Annotated in this window: 19 protein-coding genes and 1 pseudogene; 3 read left to right on the forward strand and 17 right to left on the reverse strand. The window is 69.0% G+C overall.

The genetic code is table 11. From position 1 onward, the window contains the following. The 14 genes from QZ500_RS13595 to QZ500_RS13660 all read right to left on the reverse strand — a co-directional run. Positions 1-390: GTP-binding protein (locus QZ500_RS13595; RefSeq protein WP_295855939.1), on the reverse strand; the 390-nt coding region annotated here is incomplete at its 3' end. A 448-nt stretch (positions 391-838) separates the two neighbouring features. Continuing rightward, positions 839-2,326 carry a DegQ family serine endoprotease gene (locus QZ500_RS13600; RefSeq protein ID WP_295855940.1) on the reverse strand — a complete coding sequence of 496 codons (1,488 nt, stop codon included), beginning with the start codon at positions 2,324-2,326 and terminating at the stop codon, positions 839-841. A gap of 146 nt (positions 2,327-2,472) precedes the next feature. Continuing rightward, positions 2,473-3,498 (reverse strand): MucB/RseB C-terminal domain-containing protein, encoded by a 1,026-nt coding sequence (locus QZ500_RS13605; protein ID WP_295855941.1) that lies wholly within the window; start codon positions 3,496-3,498, stop codon positions 2,473-2,475. A gap of 33 nt (positions 3,499-3,531) precedes the next feature. Next, positions 3,532-4,131, reverse strand: coding sequence for a sigma-E factor negative regulatory protein (locus tag QZ500_RS13610; protein ID WP_295855942.1), 600 nt, complete (start codon positions 4,129-4,131; stop codon positions 3,532-3,534). A 30-nt stretch (positions 4,132-4,161) separates the two neighbouring features. Further along, positions 4,162-4,800, reverse strand: coding sequence for an RNA polymerase sigma factor RpoE (gene rpoE, locus QZ500_RS13615; RefSeq protein ID WP_295855943.1), 639 nt, complete (start codon positions 4,798-4,800; stop codon positions 4,162-4,164). Further along, complete coding sequence (locus tag QZ500_RS13620) at positions 4,797-5,264, reverse strand: hypothetical protein (RefSeq protein ID WP_295855944.1); 468 nt, start codon at positions 5,262-5,264, stop codon at positions 4,797-4,799. The genes rpoE and QZ500_RS13620 overlap by 4 nt, the downstream gene beginning before the upstream one ends. A gap of 17 nt (positions 5,265-5,281) precedes the next feature. Next, positions 5,282-6,529: a beta-ketoacyl-ACP synthase II gene (gene fabF / locus QZ500_RS13625; RefSeq protein WP_295855945.1), complete on the reverse strand. Its 1,248-nt coding sequence runs from the start codon at positions 6,527-6,529 to the stop codon at positions 5,282-5,284. A 33-nt stretch (positions 6,530-6,562) separates the two neighbouring features. Continuing rightward, positions 6,563-6,802: an acyl carrier protein gene (acpP, locus tag QZ500_RS13630; protein ID WP_003058049.1), complete on the reverse strand. Its 240-nt coding sequence runs from the start codon at positions 6,800-6,802 to the stop codon at positions 6,563-6,565. A 60-nt stretch (positions 6,803-6,862) separates the two neighbouring features. Further along, complete coding sequence (gene fabG, locus QZ500_RS13635; RefSeq protein ID WP_295855946.1) at positions 6,863-7,609, reverse strand: 3-oxoacyl-ACP reductase FabG; 747 nt, start codon at positions 7,607-7,609, stop codon at positions 6,863-6,865. Positions 7,610-7,651: 42 nt separating this feature from the next. Continuing rightward, entirely contained in the window at positions 7,652-8,605 is a 954-nt protein-coding gene (gene fabD, locus QZ500_RS13640) for an ACP S-malonyltransferase (RefSeq protein ID WP_295855947.1), read from the reverse strand. Positions 8,606-8,671: 66 nt separating this feature from the next. Then, positions 8,672-9,673 carry a beta-ketoacyl-ACP synthase III gene (locus tag QZ500_RS13645; protein WP_295855948.1) on the reverse strand — a complete coding sequence of 334 codons (1,002 nt, stop codon included), beginning with the start codon at positions 9,671-9,673 and terminating at the stop codon, positions 8,672-8,674. Positions 9,674-9,704: 31 nt separating this feature from the next. Then, complete coding sequence (gene plsX / locus QZ500_RS13650) at positions 9,705-10,751, reverse strand: phosphate acyltransferase PlsX (RefSeq protein ID WP_295855949.1); 1,047 nt, start codon at positions 10,749-10,751, stop codon at positions 9,705-9,707. Between the two features lie 115 nt (positions 10,752-10,866). Continuing rightward, positions 10,867-11,049 carry a 50S ribosomal protein L32 gene (rpmF, locus tag QZ500_RS13655; RefSeq protein WP_011794326.1) on the reverse strand — a complete coding sequence of 61 codons (183 nt, stop codon included), beginning with the start codon at positions 11,047-11,049 and terminating at the stop codon, positions 10,867-10,869. A 120-nt stretch (positions 11,050-11,169) separates the two neighbouring features. After that, complete coding sequence (locus QZ500_RS13660; RefSeq protein WP_295855950.1) at positions 11,170-11,721, reverse strand: DUF177 domain-containing protein; 552 nt, start codon at positions 11,719-11,721, stop codon at positions 11,170-11,172. 25 nt (positions 11,722-11,746) lie between these two features. Here QZ500_RS13660 and QZ500_RS13665 point away from each other — a divergent pair, with 25 nt between their 5' ends. The 3 genes and pseudogenes from QZ500_RS13665 to QZ500_RS13675 form a co-directional block, all read left to right on the forward strand. Next, positions 11,747-12,376 (forward strand): Maf family nucleotide pyrophosphatase, encoded by a 630-nt coding sequence (locus QZ500_RS13665; protein WP_295855951.1) that lies wholly within the window; start codon positions 11,747-11,749, stop codon positions 12,374-12,376. Next, positions 12,376-13,158 (forward strand): SAM-dependent methyltransferase, encoded by a 783-nt coding sequence (locus tag QZ500_RS13670; RefSeq protein ID WP_295855952.1) that lies wholly within the window; start codon positions 12,376-12,378, stop codon positions 13,156-13,158. Before QZ500_RS13665 ends, QZ500_RS13670 begins: the two co-directional genes overlap by 1 nt. Next, positions 13,155-14,102: pseudogene (locus QZ500_RS13675) on the forward strand (MFS transporter); the annotation flags it as partial. The gene QZ500_RS13670 and the pseudogene QZ500_RS13675, both read left to right, overlap by 4 nt. A 56-nt stretch (positions 14,103-14,158) precedes the next feature. On the opposite strand, the gene QZ500_RS13680 reads toward QZ500_RS13675, so the two are convergent. The 3 genes from QZ500_RS13680 to QZ500_RS13690 form a co-directional block, all read right to left on the reverse strand. After that, a complete protein-coding gene (locus tag QZ500_RS13680) occupies positions 14,159-15,328 on the reverse strand; it encodes a S49 family peptidase (protein WP_295855953.1) in 1,170 nt (389 codons plus the stop codon). Between the two features lie 80 nt (positions 15,329-15,408). Further along, positions 15,409-16,080 (reverse strand): HAD-IA family hydrolase, encoded by a 672-nt coding sequence (locus tag QZ500_RS13685; protein ID WP_295855954.1) that lies wholly within the window; start codon positions 16,078-16,080, stop codon positions 15,409-15,411. 39 nt (positions 16,081-16,119) lie between these two features. Next, a complete protein-coding gene (locus QZ500_RS13690; protein WP_295855955.1) occupies positions 16,120-17,097 on the reverse strand; it encodes an RluA family pseudouridine synthase in 978 nt (325 codons plus the stop codon). Positions 17,098-17,577: the final 480 nt, after the last annotated feature.

Consider the following 17,577-nt stretch of genomic DNA (forward strand, 5'->3'; position numbering starts at 1 on the left):
GAGGACCGGCAGGACCTCGACGCCCAGGTCGAGCGCGGTGTAGCAGTTGGCCACCGTCTGCGCTTCCACGCCCTGCGATGCATCGACCACCAGCAGCGCACCTTCGCAGGCGGAGAGCGACCGCGACACCTCGTACGAGAAGTCCACGTGCCCCGGCGTGTCGATCAGATTGAGGTTGTAGACCTGGCCGTCCTTCGCCTTGTAGTGCAGCGCCGCGGTCTGCGCCTTGATGGTTATCCCACGCTCTTTCTCGATGTCCATCGAGTCCAGGACCTGCGCTTCCATCTGCCGCTCCTCCAGCCCGCCGCAGCGCTGGATGAGCCGGTCTGCGAGGGTCGACTTGCCATGGTCGATGTGCGCAATGATCGAGAAATTACGGATGTTGTTCATCAACGGGAACACTTAAGTGATTGAATTATCTGGAACGCACAACGAAAAAAAGGGCGCGTCGACTGACGACGCGCCCTGAACCAACAATCTATGGCAACTGCGATGGTTGGGACTTCATTGTAGGCAAAAAGGCGTTTCCGTACAGGCGACGGATCGTCGGCCAGCGCACCGGAACATCGGACCGGCCCGAAGTTATACACAGGTTCATCACAATTCGCCCGACCTTCCGACTGAACAAGTTGTGGGTGGCCTGTGGACCGGGTGTGTACGGGTCTGGGCTGCTGCGAATGACAGCATCGTCCGGGCCGACCGGGCTCACGCGCTGGTGAAACCCAGCCGATTTTAGCCGTCACGGAAAACGCTCTCGCCATCCGCGAAGCTGCAAACGGCGCGATCCGCCTGCCAAAGACCCCACAACCCTGTCGACCGAAGGGTCCCCGCGGCACCGTCACCGGGTCGGCCGGATCAGCACGAACGATGCCAGTTCTCCGCGTCGGATCAGCACGTTGACCGGCTTGGACTTGTCGGCCTTCGCTACGGCCGCCTCGAATTCCCGGCCGTTGTTCACTTCCGTGTTCGCGACCGCGACGATGACATCGCCTTCGCGCACGCCTGCGCGGGCTGCACCGTCCGTCGCTGTGTCGACCCGGACGCCGCCCTTGAGCTTCAGCTCCTTCTTCTGCGCTGCGGTCAATTCGCTGACGGCCAGGCCGAGCGACTTCGCGGCGGCGGACGGCTGGGTCGTCCGTTCCTCCTTGGCGACCGGCTTGCGGGTCGGTTCGTCGGGCTCGATTTCTGCGATCACGATCGACAGGTCCTTGGTCGCGCCGCGGCGGAACACGGTGACCGTGCTCTTCGTGCCCGGCTTGGTGCTGCCCACCATCCGCGGCAGGTCGGCGGTCTTCTCGATGGTCTTGCCCTCGAACTTGGTGATGATGTCGCCGGCCTCGACGCCGGCCTTCTCGGCGGGAGACCCGGCCTGCACGCCGCGCACCAGCGCACCCTGCGGACGGCCCAGGCCGATGGACTCGGCCACGTCCTTGGTGACTGGTGCAATCTCCACGCCGATACGGCCGCGCGACACTCGACCGGTCTGGCGCAGTTGCTCGCTCACCCGGATCGCCTCGTCGATCGGGATCGAGAAGGAGATGCCCATGAAGCCGCCCGAACGCGAATAGATCTGGCTGTTGATGCCCACCACCTCGCCGCGCATGTTGATCAGCGGCCCGCCGGAATTACCGGGGTTGATCGCGACGTCGGTCTGGATGAACGGCAGGTAGTCGCCGGTGTCGCGCTGCTTGGCGCTCACGATGCCGGCGGTCACCGTGTTCTCCAGGCCGAAAGGCGATCCGATCGCCATCACCCATTCGCCGACCCGCAGCCGGCTCAGGTCCGGCACGATCTTCACCGCCGGCAGGCCGGTCGCCTCGATCTTGACCACTGCCACGTCGGTCCGCTTGTCGGAGCCGATCAGCCGGGCCTTGAACTCGCGCTTGTCGGTGAGCGTCACCAGCACCTCGTCGGCGCCGTCGACGACGTGGTGGTTGGTCATGACGTAGCCGTCGGCCGTCAGGATGAAGCCCGACCCCACCCCCCGCGGCTGGTCTTCGTCCGGCTGGGCCCGCGGCGAACGGCGGGGCCCCTGCCGCGGCTGCTGCGGCACCGGGATGCCGAAGCGCTTAAAGAATTCGAGCATGTCTTCGTCGAGCCCGTTCTCGGCCGAACTCTGCGGGCTGGACCGTTCGATGGTCCGGATGTTGACGACGGACGGCCCGACCTGGTCGACCAGATCGGTGAAATCCGGCAGCGAACGCTGCGCGATCGGTGCCGATTGCGCCACGCCTTCGCGCATCGGCAGCACGAACGACGCCGCAGCGACCGACAGCACGCCGACCACGGCATAGGAACGCACCTTCTTCCACTCCAGCTGCACCATAGGGACCTTTCAGATTCGGACAGTACGGCCGGAACGGCCCGGCCGGGCATCACCTGTCGATCGGCGACAGGCAGAAAAGACATCGGGAAAGAACCCGCTGGGGCGAGGCTCGCAGCAGCCGTCGCGCCGACACCGCACATGGGGCGTCAGCGCCGCCGCTCAAGGGCCGCAGCGAACGCCTTCAGTGTCTGCGCCGGAACCTCGCCGATGGCCACCAGCCACCAGTCCGCACCGACGCGGCGGCCGAGCATCTGCGTCACGCCCATCGCGTTCTGCCACTCCTGCCGCGGCCGGGTGCCGTACGGCTCGATGAACAGGGACACGGTGGCCAGGCCGTCGGAGAAGATCCATTGCATCGATCCCGGTGTGCTGCTGGCCGGGACACGGCGGAAACAGTCCATCGGCTGGAAGCCCGCCACCGGCGCCTTGAGCGCCCAGCCCTCTTCGGCCGCAGACGCCGCAGTCCGCTCGGCCTTCTCGATCCGGTAGCCGTTGGTGTCGGCCATCATCTGCAGCAACCGATCGGCGCGCACCGGCGCATCGAGGTCGAGATCGGAGAACGCGGCCTGTTCGAGGATGCGACCGTCGCCGTCGAGGGTCTGGAGCTGGACGGCGAAGCCGCTCTTCTTTTCCGCCCAGAGCCGGTAGCCGTAGCGCAGCGTGTCTTTCGGCTGCAGCTGCAAAACATCGGTATCGAACCCCGCCACCCTCTCGGTGCCCGCATGGCGGACAGCGTAGAACTGGGCGACCGACGCAGCGCCGACCCGCATCAGGTGGGGGAACAGGCCGGCGGCGTCGCGCTGCTCGGTCTTCGCGATGCGCGACTCCGGCAGGAACGTCACCACCTGCGCGTTATGGCGGAAAGTGGTGCGCGGCGTGCCGCTCAACGCATCCATCCGCTCGACCTGCTGGTCGCCGTCGCCTGCATGCCAGATCCGCGAACTGGCGGTGGCACCCGAGGCAGACAACACGACAAAGGTGCCTGCATAGGTCTTGCGGCGCGACGCCTCGTGCGCCCGCACCAGCCACTGCACGCCGGCGCGTTCCGCGGCTGGACGGACCGTTGGCGCCGACTCGGCCGGCGACGCCGCGACTGCACCGCCAGCCGTTGCCAGCAGGCTGCTCGCCATCAGCGTCGGCACCCAGCGGCACCACCACAGCGCGATCTTCATGCGAGGCATGGCGGCTTCGGCAGCACGGCGGACTCAGCGCTGCGGCTGCAGCGACGGCGCATGCTGGGGCGTTTCGAAACTCGCACTCCGCACGTAGCCGGCTTGCGACTGCAGCGCTGCACCGCCGACCGCTTGGTTGTGCGCCGCCAGCAGTTCGTCGAGCTGGGCATTGCGCAGCATGACCGGCGGCTGCGTATCGGCGCGCGCCTGGATCGCTCCCGTGGTGCCGTCGGCGCCTGCGTCCGTCAGGGCCAGGGTATTCCAGCCGATGGCCGCCACGGCGGCGATCGATGCGAACCCTGCGGCCATCTTCCAGCGGAAACTGTCGCCGTTGGCCGCCGGACGCACCGCGAGGTCTGCCGGTACGACCGTCGCCGCGGCGGACACCACAGGCCGGACGATCTCTTCCTGCGCCAGGCGCGCCTGGAGCTTATCCATGAAATCGGACGATGCCGTCGAGCGGGCCAGGTCCTCGGACCGCAGCACGTCGCCGATCAGGTGGTAGGCATGCCACTGCGCCTGTGCTTCTGCATCGCGGGCGAGCCGGTCCAGTGTCGCCACGAGCGCCGGCCCGTGCAGGGCGCCGTCGGCCAGGGCGGATACCGCGTCGGAGGAGGAATCGATCGTTGTCATGTTCAGGACACCTGGCGGATGGGTCGGGGCCTACCAGCGTTTGCCGGTCCGGCTTTCGAGCAGCGGCTTCACCTTGGCCGAAATCGCTTCACGGGCCCGAAAGATGCGGGAGCGCACGGTGCCGATCGGGCAGTCCATCGCTTCCGCGATCTCTTCGTAGCTCATGCCTTCGATCTCGCGCAGCGTGACGGCTTGGCGAAGATCTTCCGGAAGAGCTTCCATCGCAGCGTTGACGGTTTCCGCGATCTCCTTGGCCGCCAGCACGGTTTCGGGGGTTTCTTCGCTGGTTAGTTCGTTGTCGACGTAGGAAGTTTCATCCTCATCGCTCGAAGACCGCATCGCGTTCTCCGAGATGACCGGATTGCGCCTCAGGTCCACCAGCGCCTTCTTCGCCGTGTTGACAGCGATGCGGTAGAGCCAGGTATAGAACTGGGCGTCGCCGCGGAACTGGTGCAGTGCGCGGTAGGCGCGGATGAAGGTTTCCTGCGCGATATCCTCGACCAGGTCGGCGTCGCGCACCATGCGGCCGATCAGGCGCTCGATCCGGCGTTGGTATTTGACGACGAGCAGCCCGTAGGCCTTCTGGTCGCCTGCAACCGTGCGCTCGACCAGCAGCAGGTCGCTGTCGCCCGCCGACGGCGAAGGGGAAGGCGCAGCAGGCGCGTTCACGGTGCGGAAAGCCCTGCCGTAGGTGCCGCAGTGCGGGCAGTGGCATGGACGGCGCACCGCAGCGCATGCCAGTGCTGCGGCGACGATGCGTGGTCGGTCCACAGCCACCGGCCACGACCTGCAGCGGGCTCGAAGCGCAGGAGCATCAGACCCTGGAGGTCCCTACAAAGGGCGATACGGCCCGGCGGCGTTTCGGAGGCGCCGCGTTCGGCTGGCTCCCAATGCCAGTGCTGCCCGTCCCAACCGAGCGTCCCCTGTGGCGACCTGTACCACGCATGCCAGGCCATCGCACCGGTGGCCAGCACCCACAGCAGGGCAATCACGCGAATGCTGGCCGGCACGTCCGGCACCGCCACGGACCAGTAACCGACGGAAGCGGCGCCGAGTATCCAGGCCGCCGCCCAAAGGACCGCGGCTCGACGCGAGCGCACCACCGGGAAACGGACCGACGGTGCAGCGTGCATGAACGAGTGCAGGCGCCTCAGACGAAACGCTTGAATACCAGCGAGCCGTTGGTGCCGCCGAACCCGAAGTTGTTCTTCAGCGCCACGTCGATCTTCATGTCCCGCGCCGTGTTGGCGCAGTAGTCCAGGTCGCACTCGGGATCCTGGTGTTGGATGTTGATCGTCGGCGGGCTCTTCTGGTCGTGCAGCGCCTTGACGGTGAACACGCTCTCGATGCCGCCGGCGCCGCCCAGCAGGTGGCCGGTCATCGACTTGGTCGAGTTCACCACCGTCTTGTAGGCATGTGCGCCGAGCGTCGCCTTGATCGCGTTCGTCTCGTTGAGGTCGCCGAGCGGCGTGGACGTGCCGTGGGCGTTCAGGTAGTCCACCTGATCGGCATTGACGCCCGCGTTGGCAAGCGCCATCGCCATCGAGCGGCGCGGTCCGTCCACGTTGGGCGCGGTCATGTGGTACGCGTCGCCGGACATGCCGAAGCCGGCCAGTTCGGCATAGATGCGGGCACCGCGCGCCTTGGCATGCTCGTACTCCTCGAGCACCAGGACGCCCGCTCCCTCGCCCAGCACGAAGCCGTCGCGGTCCTTGTCCCACGGACGGGACGCGGTCTTCGGGTCGTCGTTGCGGGTGGACAGGGCGCGCGCCGCGGCGAAGCCGCCGATGCCCAGCGGCGACACGGTGGACTCGGCACCGCCGGCCACCATGACGTCCGCGTCACCATATTCGATCATCCGGGCGGACAGACCGATGGCGTGCAGCCCGGTCGTGCAGGCGGTGACCACCGACACATTCGGGCCCTTGAAGCCGAATTGGATCGAGACATGGCCCGAGATCATGTTGATGATCGAGGCCGGCACGAAGAAGGGAGAGATACGGCGCGGACCGCGGTTGGTCAGCTCGCCGTGGGTGTGCTCGATCATCGGCAGGCCGCCGATGCCCGAACCGATATTGCAGCCGATACGGCTCGCCAGATCGCCGTCCAGCGCATCGCCGGTCGGCAGTCCGCTGTCCTGCACCGCCTGGATCGCCGCGGCGAGGCCCAGGTGGATGAACCGGTCCATGTGCCGGGCTTCCTTTTCGGGGATGTACTGCCCGATGTCGAAGCCCTTGACCTCGCCGGCGAACTTGCAGGCCAGGCCGCTCGCGTCGAACTGGGTGATGAAGTCGATGCCGGGCGTGCCGGCAAGGAGGTTAGACCAGGATTCGGCCACCGTGTTGCCCACGGGGCTGATGCATCCCAGACCGGTCACGACGACGCGACGACGGCTCATGCGCGAAAAACCTTGTTCAGCTGCAGGAAGGCCTCAGGCCTTCTGGTGGGTGTTGGCGTAGTCGATGGCGTTCTGCACCGTCGTGATCTTCTCGGCGTCTTCGTCCGGGATCTCGATGCCGAACTCGTCTTCGAGTGCCATCACGAGTTCGACCGTGTCGAGCGAGTCGGCGCCGAGGTCGGCCACGAAAGCCTTTTCGTTGGTGACCTGGGACTCTTCCACGCCGAGTTGCTCGGCGATGATTTTCTTGACACGTGCTTCGATATCGCTCATGGATTCCCTCTGAGGGTTGTAAATGAATGGAGGATTTTAGCCGGCGCCCTGCGGACGCCTTCAGGCCATGAACATGCCGCCGTTGACGTGCAGTTCCTGGCCGGTGATGTAGCCCGCCTGCGGGCTGGCGAGAAAGGCGACTGCGTGCGCCACGTCGGCCGGCTTGCCCAGGTGGCCCAGCGGGATCTGGCCGAGCAGCGCCTTCTGCTGCGCTTCCGGCAGGCTGGCCGTCATGTCGGTATCGATGAAGCCGGGCGCGACGCAGTTGACGGTGATGTTACGCGAGCCCAGTTCCCGGGCGAGCGCCCGGGTCATGCCGGCAAGACCGGCCTTGGCCGCGGCGTAGTTGGCCTGCCCCGGGTTACCGGAAGCGCCCACCACGCTGGTGATGTTGACGATGCGGCCGTAGCGCTGCTTCATCATCGGCCGCACGACGGCGCGCGACAGGCGGAACACCGCTTTCAGGTTGGTGTCGATCACCGCGTCCCAGTCGTCGTCCTTCATCCGCATCGCGAGGTTGTCGCGGGTGATGCCGGCGTTGTTGACGAGGACGTGGAGGCCGCCGTAGGCGCCGATCAGGCCGTCCACCAGGGCATCGAGGGCACCGGCGTCGGTCACGTCGAGCCGGCGGCCTTCGCCACCGCTGGGCGCGAGCGCCGCGCCGATCCGGCCGGCGCCTTCCTCGGTGGTGGCCGTGGCGATCACGCGGAAGCCCCGCGCAGCGAGTTCGGCGGCGATGGAAGCGCCGATGCCGCGGGTGGCACCGGTGACCAGGGCGACCTGGCCGGCAGAGGAGTTGTCGGTCATGGATTCAAAAAATGGAAAAACGAGGACAGCCGGCAGGGCCGGTCAGCCGAGTTGCGCGCGGACCTCGGCCAGGGTGGCCGGATCGTACAGGGCGGACGCGGTCAGGTTCGCGTCGATCCGCTTGGCCATGCCGGTCAGGACCTTGCCCGGGCCGCATTCGACGAGGTGGGTGACGCCGCGGGCGGCCAGCGCCTGCACGCACTCCACCCAGCGTACCGGGCCGAAGGCCTGGCGCACCAGCGCATCGTGGATCGCGTCGGGGTCGGTCTGGACCGCCACGTCGATGTTGTTGACCACCGGGATGCGCGGCGCGACGAAGGTGGTGGCGGCGAGCCGCTCCTGCAGCTTGTCTGCCGCGGGCCGCATCAGGCTGGAGTGGAACGGCGCCGAGACCGGCAGCGGCAGCGCCCGCTTGGCGCCGTTCGCCTTGAGGATCTCGCAGGCCTTCTCGACCGCCGCTTTGCTGCCGGCGATCACGGTCTGCGCCGGATCGTTGAAGTTGACCGCCTCGACCACCTCCGGCGAGCCGGCGCCGAAGGTGGCTGCCGCCTCGGCGCAGCCGGCGATCACTTTCGCTGCGTCCATGCCCAGGATCGCCGCCATCGCGCCGGCGCCGACCGGCACCGCTTCCTGCATGGCCGCCGCGCGGAAGCGCACCAGTGGCGCTGCGTCAGCGAGCGTCAGGGCGCCGGCCGCCACCAGCGCGGCGTATTCGCCGAGCGAATGGCCCGCGACCGCGACCGGATCGGCACCGCCCTCGGCCTTCCAGGCGCGCCAGGCCGCGACGCCCGCCACCAGCATCACCGGCTGGGTGTTGGTGGTCAGCGCCAGCGCCTCCTTCGGGCCTTCCTGGATCAGCCGGCCCACGTCCTCGCCCAGGGCGTCGGACGCTTCGCGCACCGTTTCCACCACGGCGGGATGGTCGCCCCAGCCGTCGAGCATGCCGACCGACTGCGAGCCCTGGCCCGGGAACACGAAAGCGAAGGACGAGACCATGCGCACCTCTTGCGAAAAAATGAGAAGAAAAAACCGCTCCAGCGCAGGCCCCGCCTGCGCAGGCAGCTACAGATTCAGGAGCACCGCGCCCCAGGTGAAGCCGCCACCCACGCCTTCGAGCAGCAGCGTGTCGCCGCGCTGGATGCGACCGGCGCGCACCGCGCTGTCGAGCGCCAGCGGAATCGACGCGGCCGAGGTATTGCCGTGCTGGTCGACGGTGACGACCACCTTCTCCAGCGGCAGCTTCAGCTTCTTGGCGGTGCCCTGCATGATGCGGATGTTGGCTTGGTGGGGGATCAGCCAGTCGATGTCGGCCTCGGTCTTGCCGGCCTTGGCCAGCGCGGCATGCGCGGCCTTCTCCAGCACGCCGACCGCGAGTTTGAACACGGCCTGGCCGTCCATCTTGAGCAGCGGATCACCCAGCACCAAGCCGCCCGAGACGTTGCCCGGCACGCACAGGATGCCGACGTGCCGGCCGTCGGCATGCAGGTCGGTCGACAGAATGCCCGGCGTGTCGCTGGCTTCCAGCACCACGGCGCCCGCACCGTCGCCGAACAGCACGCAGGTGGTGCGGTCGTTGAAATCGAGGATGCGCGAGAAGACCTCCGCGCCGACCACCAAGGCGCGGCGGGCGGCGCCGGTCTGCACCATCGAGTCGGCCACCGCCAGCGCATAGACGAAGCCGCTGCACACCGCCTGCACGTCGAAGGCCGCGCAGCCGAGGATGCCGCGCGCGGCCTCGGAGGTCTGCGCCAGCTTGTTCTGCAGGATGCAGGCGGTCGAGGGGAACACCATGTCCGGCGTGGACGTGGCGACGATGATCAGGTCGATGTCGGCCGGGCCGACGCCGGCGGCTTCGAGGGCTCGCTGGCATGCTTCGAAGGCCAGGTCGCTGCTGGCGACGTCGGGCGCCGCGAAATGGCGGGCGCGGATGCCGGTGCGCTCGACGATCCACTCGTCCGAGGTCTCCACGCCGCGGCCGGCCAGCTCGGCGGCGAGGTCGGCATTGGTGAGCCGGCGCGGCGGCAGGAAGCTGCCGGTGCCGGCGATGCGGGAATAGCGTCTCATGGTGTCCCGTGATTCTGGCCGCGGGCCGCGTTCAGCGCAGCGCGGCCTGGATGGCGACTTCTTCGCGGGCGCCCGCCAGCAGCGGGGCCGCCCGCGCGATGCGCGTCTGCACGCGGGCGAGCAGGTCGTTGCGCGCCGCGTCGTAGGCCCGCAGCAGCGCCTGCTCGAACGCGAAGTCGTCGGCGGAGCCGTGGCTCTTGAAGACCAGGCCGCGCAGCCCGAGCAGGGCCGCACCGTTGTAGCGCCGGTGGTCCATGCGCTTCTTGAGCGCCGACAGCACCGGCATGGCGACGGCCGCGGCCGCCTTGGTCAGCAGGCTGCGCGAGAACTCGGCCTTCAGGAACTGGCCGATCATCGTCGCCACGCCTTCGCTCGCCTTGAGCGCGACATTGCCGACGAAGCCGTCGCAGACCACGATGTCGGTCGTGCCCTTGAAGATGTCATTGCCCTCCACGTTGCCGTGGAAGTTCAGGTCGCCGCTGGCGCCGGCGGCGCGCAGCAGTTCGCCCGCCTGCTTGATCACCTCGCTGCCCTTGATGACTTCCTCGCCGATGTTGAGCAAACCGACGGTCGGCTGGTCGGTCTGCTGCAGCACCGACGCGAAGGCCGAGCCGAGCACCGCGAACTGCAGCAGATGGTCGGCCGTGCAGTCGACGTTGGCGCCGAGGTCGAGCACCGTCGTGGCACCGCCCTTGGCATTGGGCATCGGATAGGCGATCGCCGGGCGGTCGATGCCGTCGAGCGTCTTCAGCAGGTAACGGGCGATCGCCATCAGCGCGCCGGTGTTGCCGGCCGAGACCGCGGCCTGCGCGGCGCCGTCCTTGACCTGCTGGATGGCGACGCGCATCGAGGAATCTTTTTTCCGGCGCAGGGCGACCTCCACCGGGTCGTCCATCGCGACGACTTCCGTCGCCTGCACGATGCGCGCACGGGCATGCGCGAAGCTGCCGATGCCGTCGGCCGTGCCGACCAGCAGCAGCTGGGCATCCGGATGGGTATCGAGGAAACGGCGGCACGCCTGAAGGGTGACGCGGGGGCCGTGGTCGCCCCCCATGCAATCGACTGCCAGAGTGATCATGGGTACGACGCCGCGCCGGTCGGGCGGCTGGGGAAACACGGACGATGGACGGCCATCGAAACAAAGGCCCGTGCTACGGAAATCGTAGCGCCGGGCCTCGGTGGGCTGAGCGGAATCAGGCTTCGGACTTGTTCTTCAGCACCTGACGGCCACGGTAGAATCCGTTCGGGCTGATGTGGTGGCGCAGGTGGGTTTCGCCGGTGGTCGGCTCGACCGCGATGCCCGGCACGGTCAGCGCGTTGTGCGAACGGTGCATGCCGCGCTTCGAGGGGGACTTCTTGTTTTGCTGAACTGCCATGGTGGCTCCTGGATCGGTTGGGTGGTGGATGCGCTAAAAAACCCAGCAGGCCGACGGTCTGTGTCGGCGGTATGACGCCCAGGAATTTGCGCGAAGCCCGCGATTATAGCGCGGCGGCGACTAGCGGTCCGATTCGGGTTTCTGCAGGTTCGCCAGCGCCGCGAATGGATGGGGCTTCTCGTCCATGGCGGCGTCGAATGCCGCGTCCTGCACCGCCAGCTTCACCGGCGTGGGGCAGACGTCGTGCGTCGGCACCGCGGGCAGCGCCATGATCAGCTCGTCCTCGACAAGATCGTGCAGCGAGAAATCGCGGCTGGTGACGAGTAGGTCCTCGTCGGATGCGTCGTCCTCGGCCTCGGCGGTCGCCTCGTCGGCGACGAAGCGGAAGATCTGCTCGAAGCCGACCGCGATATCGGCGATCTCCAGGCAGCGCTGGCACACCAGCGGCAGCACCGTGTCGCCCGACAAATGGAGCCACGCCTGTGCCGCGCCGCCGGCGACGGACCGCCACTCGCCGCGGACGACCCAGCCCACCGCGCGGTCGGCGCCCTGGCCTCCGGTTTCCTCCATCAGGCGGGGAAAGTCCTGCAGCCGCGCTTCGTCTTCCAGTTCCGCGCCGGCCTGGGCGAAGGCGGGAATGTCCAGATGGGCGGAATCGAACGCTTTCTTCATTGGACCAGTGTAAGAGAATCGACCGATGACCTCGCCCGACCTGACCCACCTCGCCGCCCTGTTGTCCACGCCGTCCGGCGGCAGGCCGCTGGTGCTCGGATCGACCTCCCGTTACCGCCGCGAACTGCTGGAGCGTCTGCGCCTGCCGTTCGAGGTCATGTCGCCCGACGTCGATGAAACGCCCCGCCCCGGCGAAGCCCCGGCCGCACTGGCCGACCGCCTGGCGCTGGCGAAGGCGCGCGCGGTCGCCGCCCAGTGTCCGGAGGCCGTGGTGATCGGGTCGGACCAGGTCGCGGACCTGGACGGTGCGCCGCTCGGCAAGCCCGGGACGCACGAACGCGCGGTGGCCCAGCTGCAGCGGATGCGCGGCCGCACGGTGGTGTTCCAGACCGCCGTCGCCGTCGTCTGCGTGGCGAGCGGTTACGAAGCCGTCGACCGGGCCGCGGTGCAGGTGCGGTTCCGCACCCTGACCGACGCCGAGATCGAACGTTACCTGCAGGCCGAGCAGCCCTACGATTGCGCGGGCAGCGCCAAGAGCGAGGGGCTGGGCATTGCGCTGCTGGAAGCGATCGACAGCGACGACCCGACCGCGCTCGTCGGCCTGCCGCTGATCCGCACCTGCCGGCTCTTGCGCGCGGCCGGAGTGCGCATCTGATGGCCCCGTCCCCGGCCGGATCGCCCGGAACGCTCTACCTGGTCCCCGGGCCGCTGGATTTCGGTTGCGCCGCGCAGGCGCCGCTGGACGAGGTGCTGCCGGCCGGCACCTTGCGCACCGCCGCGCGGCTGACCCACTGGATCTGCGAGAACGCCAAGACCACCCGCGCCTACCTCAAGCGGGTCGATGCGCTGCATCCGCTCGCGGCCCCGCTGCAGGCCCAGTCGCTGCAGGAACTGCCGCGGGCGGTGCACAAGAAGGGCGACCACGGCGGCGGCTTCGACGCCCGGCCCCTGCTCGCGCCGGCGCTGGCCGGTCACGACATCGGGCTCGTCAGCGAAGCCGGCATGCCGGCCATCGCCGACCCCGGCTCCTCGGTGGTGCGGGCGGCCCACGAACTCGGCATTCCGGTGCTGCCGCTGGTCGGCCCGGTCTCGCTGCTGCTGGCCCTCGCGGCGAGCGGGCTGAACGGACAGAACTTCGCCTTCGTCGGCTACCTGCCGCAGGACCCGGCCGAACGCGCCGACCGCATCCGGGCGCTCGAAGCGCTGGCGAGCCGCAGCGGCCAGAGCCAGCTTTTCATCGAGACGCCCTACCGTAACGCGGCGGTGCTGCAGGCGCTGCTCGCCACGCTCCAGCCCACGACCCGGCTCGCGGTCAGCCACGGGCTGACGCTGGCCGCGGGCCGCACCCGCAGCGCGACGGTCCAGGCGTGGCGCCGGCAGCCGCAGGCCGACGCGCCGGACAACGCGACGCCGGCCGTGTTCGCGATCGGCCGGTGACGTCCGGACGCGGCGCGCGCCATGCGGCGCGGACCCTGTTCTTCTGCTCGGGCTTCCTGTTCGCGACCTGGGGCGTGCACATCCCGACGGTCCGTGCGCACTACGGCGTCGGCGAAACGGCGCTCGGCCTGGCGATGCTCGCCGCCGGCGTCGGCGCACTGCTCGGCCTGTCGCGGGCCGGCCGGTGGATCGCCCGCCACGGCACGCGCCGCATCTGCACCGCCTGCGGACTGGCCATGGCGACGGGCATCGCCCTACTGCTCGCGATGCCGGGGTACCCGGCGCTGCTCGCGATGCTCGCCGTGTTCGGTGTCGCGAACGGGCTGTTCGACGTGGCGATCAATGCCGAGGCCGCAGCGCTCGAGCAGCGCGACCGCCTCGCACTGATGAGCAGCATGCACGGCATGTTCAGCGTGGGCGGCATGGCCGGCGCCGGCTTCGGCAGCCTGCTGCTGGCGCGCGCCGTGGCAGCGCAGACGCACCTGCTCTGGGTGGCGGCGCTCATGGCGGTCGCGATCCTGGTCGCCACACGCGGGATGACCGTGGCACCCGCCTCTGCCGCCGCAGCCACGGATGCAGCCACGACCGGCCGGCCGCGCGGCCTGCTGCTGGCGCTGGGGGTCCTGGCTGGAATCGGCCTGCTGGCCGAGGGCGCGATGTATGACTGGAGCGTGCTGTACCTGCAGCGCGCGATCGGCAGTCCGCAGGAGCAGGCCGCCCTCGCCTACGCCGCCTTCTCGGCCGCGATGGCGGCGGCCCGGTTCGGCGGCGACCGGGCGCGGGCCCGGTGGTCGCCGCGCGGACTTCTGCAGGCGAGCGCCGCGGTCGCAGCCACCGGCATTGCACTGCTGCTGCTGGCCGACGGCACGCCGCTGGCCCTCGCCGGATGCGCGCTGGCCGGGATCGGTTTCGCCAACATCGTGCCGATCCTGTTTTCCGCCGCGTCCACGGTGCCCGGCACGCCGGCGGCCAGCGCGATCGCCTCGGTATCGGCGATCGGCTACCTGGGTTTCATGGGCGGACCGCCGGTGATCGGCTTCCTGGCGGGGCTGTCGTCACTCACCGCCGCGCTCTGGCTGGTGGTGGCCGCGGCGGTCGTGCTGTGCCTGGCAGCGGGCCGCGTGCTGCGGCCGCGACCGTCATAGCGCAGCGCCGGCACCTGCTTCAGGGCGTGGACGGCGCCCGCGCCCATCGCGGCGCCAAACTTCTTCGCCAGACGTTCGGCGACGTTGTCGCGGCGGGTGTAGTCGACCACCTCTTCGGCCTTCACCACGTCGCGGGCCACGTAGTCGAGGTTGCCGAGCTTGTCGGCCAGGCCCATCTCGACGGCCTGCTGTCCGGTCCAGAACAGGCCGGAGAAGGTCTCAGGCGTTTCCTTCAGCCGGGTACCGCGCCCGGCCTTCACCACCGCGATGAACTGCTGGTGGATCTGGTCGAGCATCTGCTGCGCGTACTGGCGCTGGCGCTCGTTCTGCGGGCTGAACGGGTCGAGGAAGCCCTTGTTCTCGCCAGCAGTCAGAAGGCGCCGCTCGACGCCGAGCTTGTCCATCAGGCCGGTGAAGCCGAAGCCGTCCATCAGCACGCCGATGCTGCCGACGATGCTCGCCTTGTCCACGAAGATCTGGTCGGTGCCGGCGGCGATGTAGTAGGCGGCCGAGGCGCAGGTCTCCTCGACCACGGCGTACACCGGCTTCTTGTGCTTGGCCTTCAGCCGGCCGATCTCGTCGTTGATGATGCCGGCCTGCACCGGGCTGCCGCCGGGGGAGTTGATCAGCAGCACCACCGCCTGCGAACCCTCGTCCTCGAAGGCGGTCCGCATTGCCGACACGACGAATTCCGCACTCGCCTCGGCGCCCTCGGCGATCTCGCCCTTGATGTCGATCACCGCGGTGTGCGGCGTGGTCTTGGTGGTGGTCGGCGCCGCGCGGTGGAACAGGATCCAGGCGATCGTGACCAGGAACAGCAGCCAGGCCAGGCGGGTGAAGGTTCTCCAGCGGCGGGCGGCGCGCTGTTCGCGCAGGGAGGCGAAGGCCAGTTTCTCCAGCGTCGCGCGTTCCCAGCCCGCACCGCCGTCCGCTATCTTTTTGGAAGCTGAAGACGCAGTACCGACGGGCGCTGGAGGGCTATTTTCCTGCGGATCCAGGGGATCGCGGAAGACGGGTTCGGTCATGCTGGGGACGGAGGCGGTGGAGGTTGCGGATCAGTATGCCAGCCGCAACACCCACGCCGTCCCGGCGTTGTAACGCCGCGTCAGCCGTGCGCGGCCAGCCAGGCCGCGAGATCGGCCACCGAATGGGCGACGTGCAGGGGCGCCAGCGCACCGAACGCCTCGATCGTGTGGGCGCCGTAGCTCACGCCGAGGCTCGCGCAGCCGGCGCGCTGCGCCATCAGCAGGTCGTGCGTGGTGTCGCCGATCATCAGGGTGCGCGCGGGTGCCACGCCGGTCTCGGCCATGAGTTCGTGCAGCATGCGCGGGTCGGGCTTGCCGGCGGTTTCGTCGGCGGTGCGGGAGGTGTCGAACACCCCGCGCAGTTCGACCGAGTCCAGCGCCTCGTCGAGCCCGCGCCGGCTCTTGCCGGTCGCGACCGCCAGCAGGTGCCCGCGAGCCTTCAGCGCGTCGAGCAGCGGCAGCACGCCGTCGAACAGGCTCAGGTTGTCGTGGTGCAGCCGGTAGTGGTGGCGGTAGCGCTCGCCGAGCTGCGGATAGCGCTCCGGCGGCACGTCCGGCGCCGCATGGGCGAGCGCCTGGTGCAGGCTCATGCCGATCACGTACGCGGCGGCGCAGTCGTCGGGCACGGTGCCGCCCACGTCGCGCACCGCGGCCTGGATGCAGCGCACGATGATCGCGGTGGAGTCGTAGAGGGTGCCGTCCCAGTCGAAGGCGATCAGGTCGAAGCGGCGGGTCGGGGCGGTCGGATGCATGTGTGCCGACTATACAAAGGCGCCATGGCGTCCAGATGGCTACGCCGGCGCGCCGTCCTCGCCCGCCCACACCTGCAGTTCGGGCGGCAAAGGCGCGTGCAGCTCGACCCGCGACCCGCTGGCCGGATGGGTGAACTGCAGCCGCCAGGCATGCAGGAACATGCGCGACAGGCCGAGCTTCTGCAGCTGGCGGTTGAGCGCGAAGTCACCGTACTTGTCGTCGCCGGCGATCGCATGGCCCGCATGCGCAAGGTGCACCCGGATCTGGTGGGTGCGACCGGTCTTGATCGTGACCTCCAGCAGGGAGAAGGCGGGCAGACCGTGGTCCGGTCGGGCCGGGACGTCGTGGCGGACCCGCACCAGCGTCAGCGAGCGCATGCCTTCCGGATCGTCCTTGCCGGTCACCCGCACCCGACGCTCGCCGTCGGGCAGCAGGTATTTGCGCAGGGGCTGGTCGAGCACCTTGCGGTTGGCAGGCCATGCTCCGGCGACCAGCGCGAGATAGGTCTTGCCGGTCTCGCGCTCCCGGAACTGGTCCTGCAGCGCGGTGAGGGCCGAACGTTTCTTCGCCACCAGCAGGATGCCCGAGGTTTCCCTATCGAGCCGGTGGACCAGTTCTAGGAACTTCGCCCGCGGGCGTGCCTGGCGCAACTGTTCGATGACGCCGAAGCTCACGCCGCTGCCGCCGTGCACCGCTGTGCCGGCCGGCTTGTCGAGTGCGATCAGGTGCTCGTCCTCGAGCAGGATCGGGAATTCGCGCGCCGGCGCCGGCCGGGCCGCCTTCTCTTCTGACGCCTCGGACACCCGTACCGGCGGAATGCGCACCACGTCGCCCAGCGCTACGCGGTCGTCGGCCGACGCGCGGCCCTTGTTCACCCGCACCTCGCCGCTGCGGATGATCCGGTACACATGGGTCTTGGGCACGCCCTTCAGGTGGCGGATCAGGAAGTTGTCCAGGCGCTGGCCCGCGCCGTCTTCCTCGACCGTGAGCTGTTTCGCGGCGGGCGCGGAGGCCACTGCTTTGCCCCCTATAATCTGTTTCACTGGCGTGACGCTGTAAGTGGTTGATTTTTCTGGAGTTTAGTCCAGCCGCCCCTTGCGCACGCCGGCAGGCCGATGCCATCGGACGTTTCCACGACCCACGCCCGCCCCTTTTGCGGGCGCCGGTCCACCGAAGCTCCGGATCGAGCCGATTCCCTGAAAACACACCGAAACGGAAAACCAGTCGGCCCGCCACGCGCCTCTCGCGGCAGAGGGCAGGCCGACGGATCGAAGCGAGACATTCCCGTGTTGCTGGCCCTGTTCACTCTCCTCTGGCGTTGGCTGCTGCCACCGCCCGTGGTCGCGTGCGCGGGCTCCGCGACCATCGGGTGGGCCGAGACGGCACACCCCTCGGCGGCGCCGCCCCGGCGCCCGCCCCTCGCCCCCATCCACGCGCCCCCGCCCCGTCTGCCAGGCTGATCGCAGCCCCGGCATCCGCAGCATCATGGCCATTCC

This window comes from uncultured Xylophilus sp., assembly GCA_913776965.1.
Lineage (GTDB): Bacteria > Pseudomonadota > Gammaproteobacteria > Burkholderiales > Burkholderiaceae_C > Xylophilus.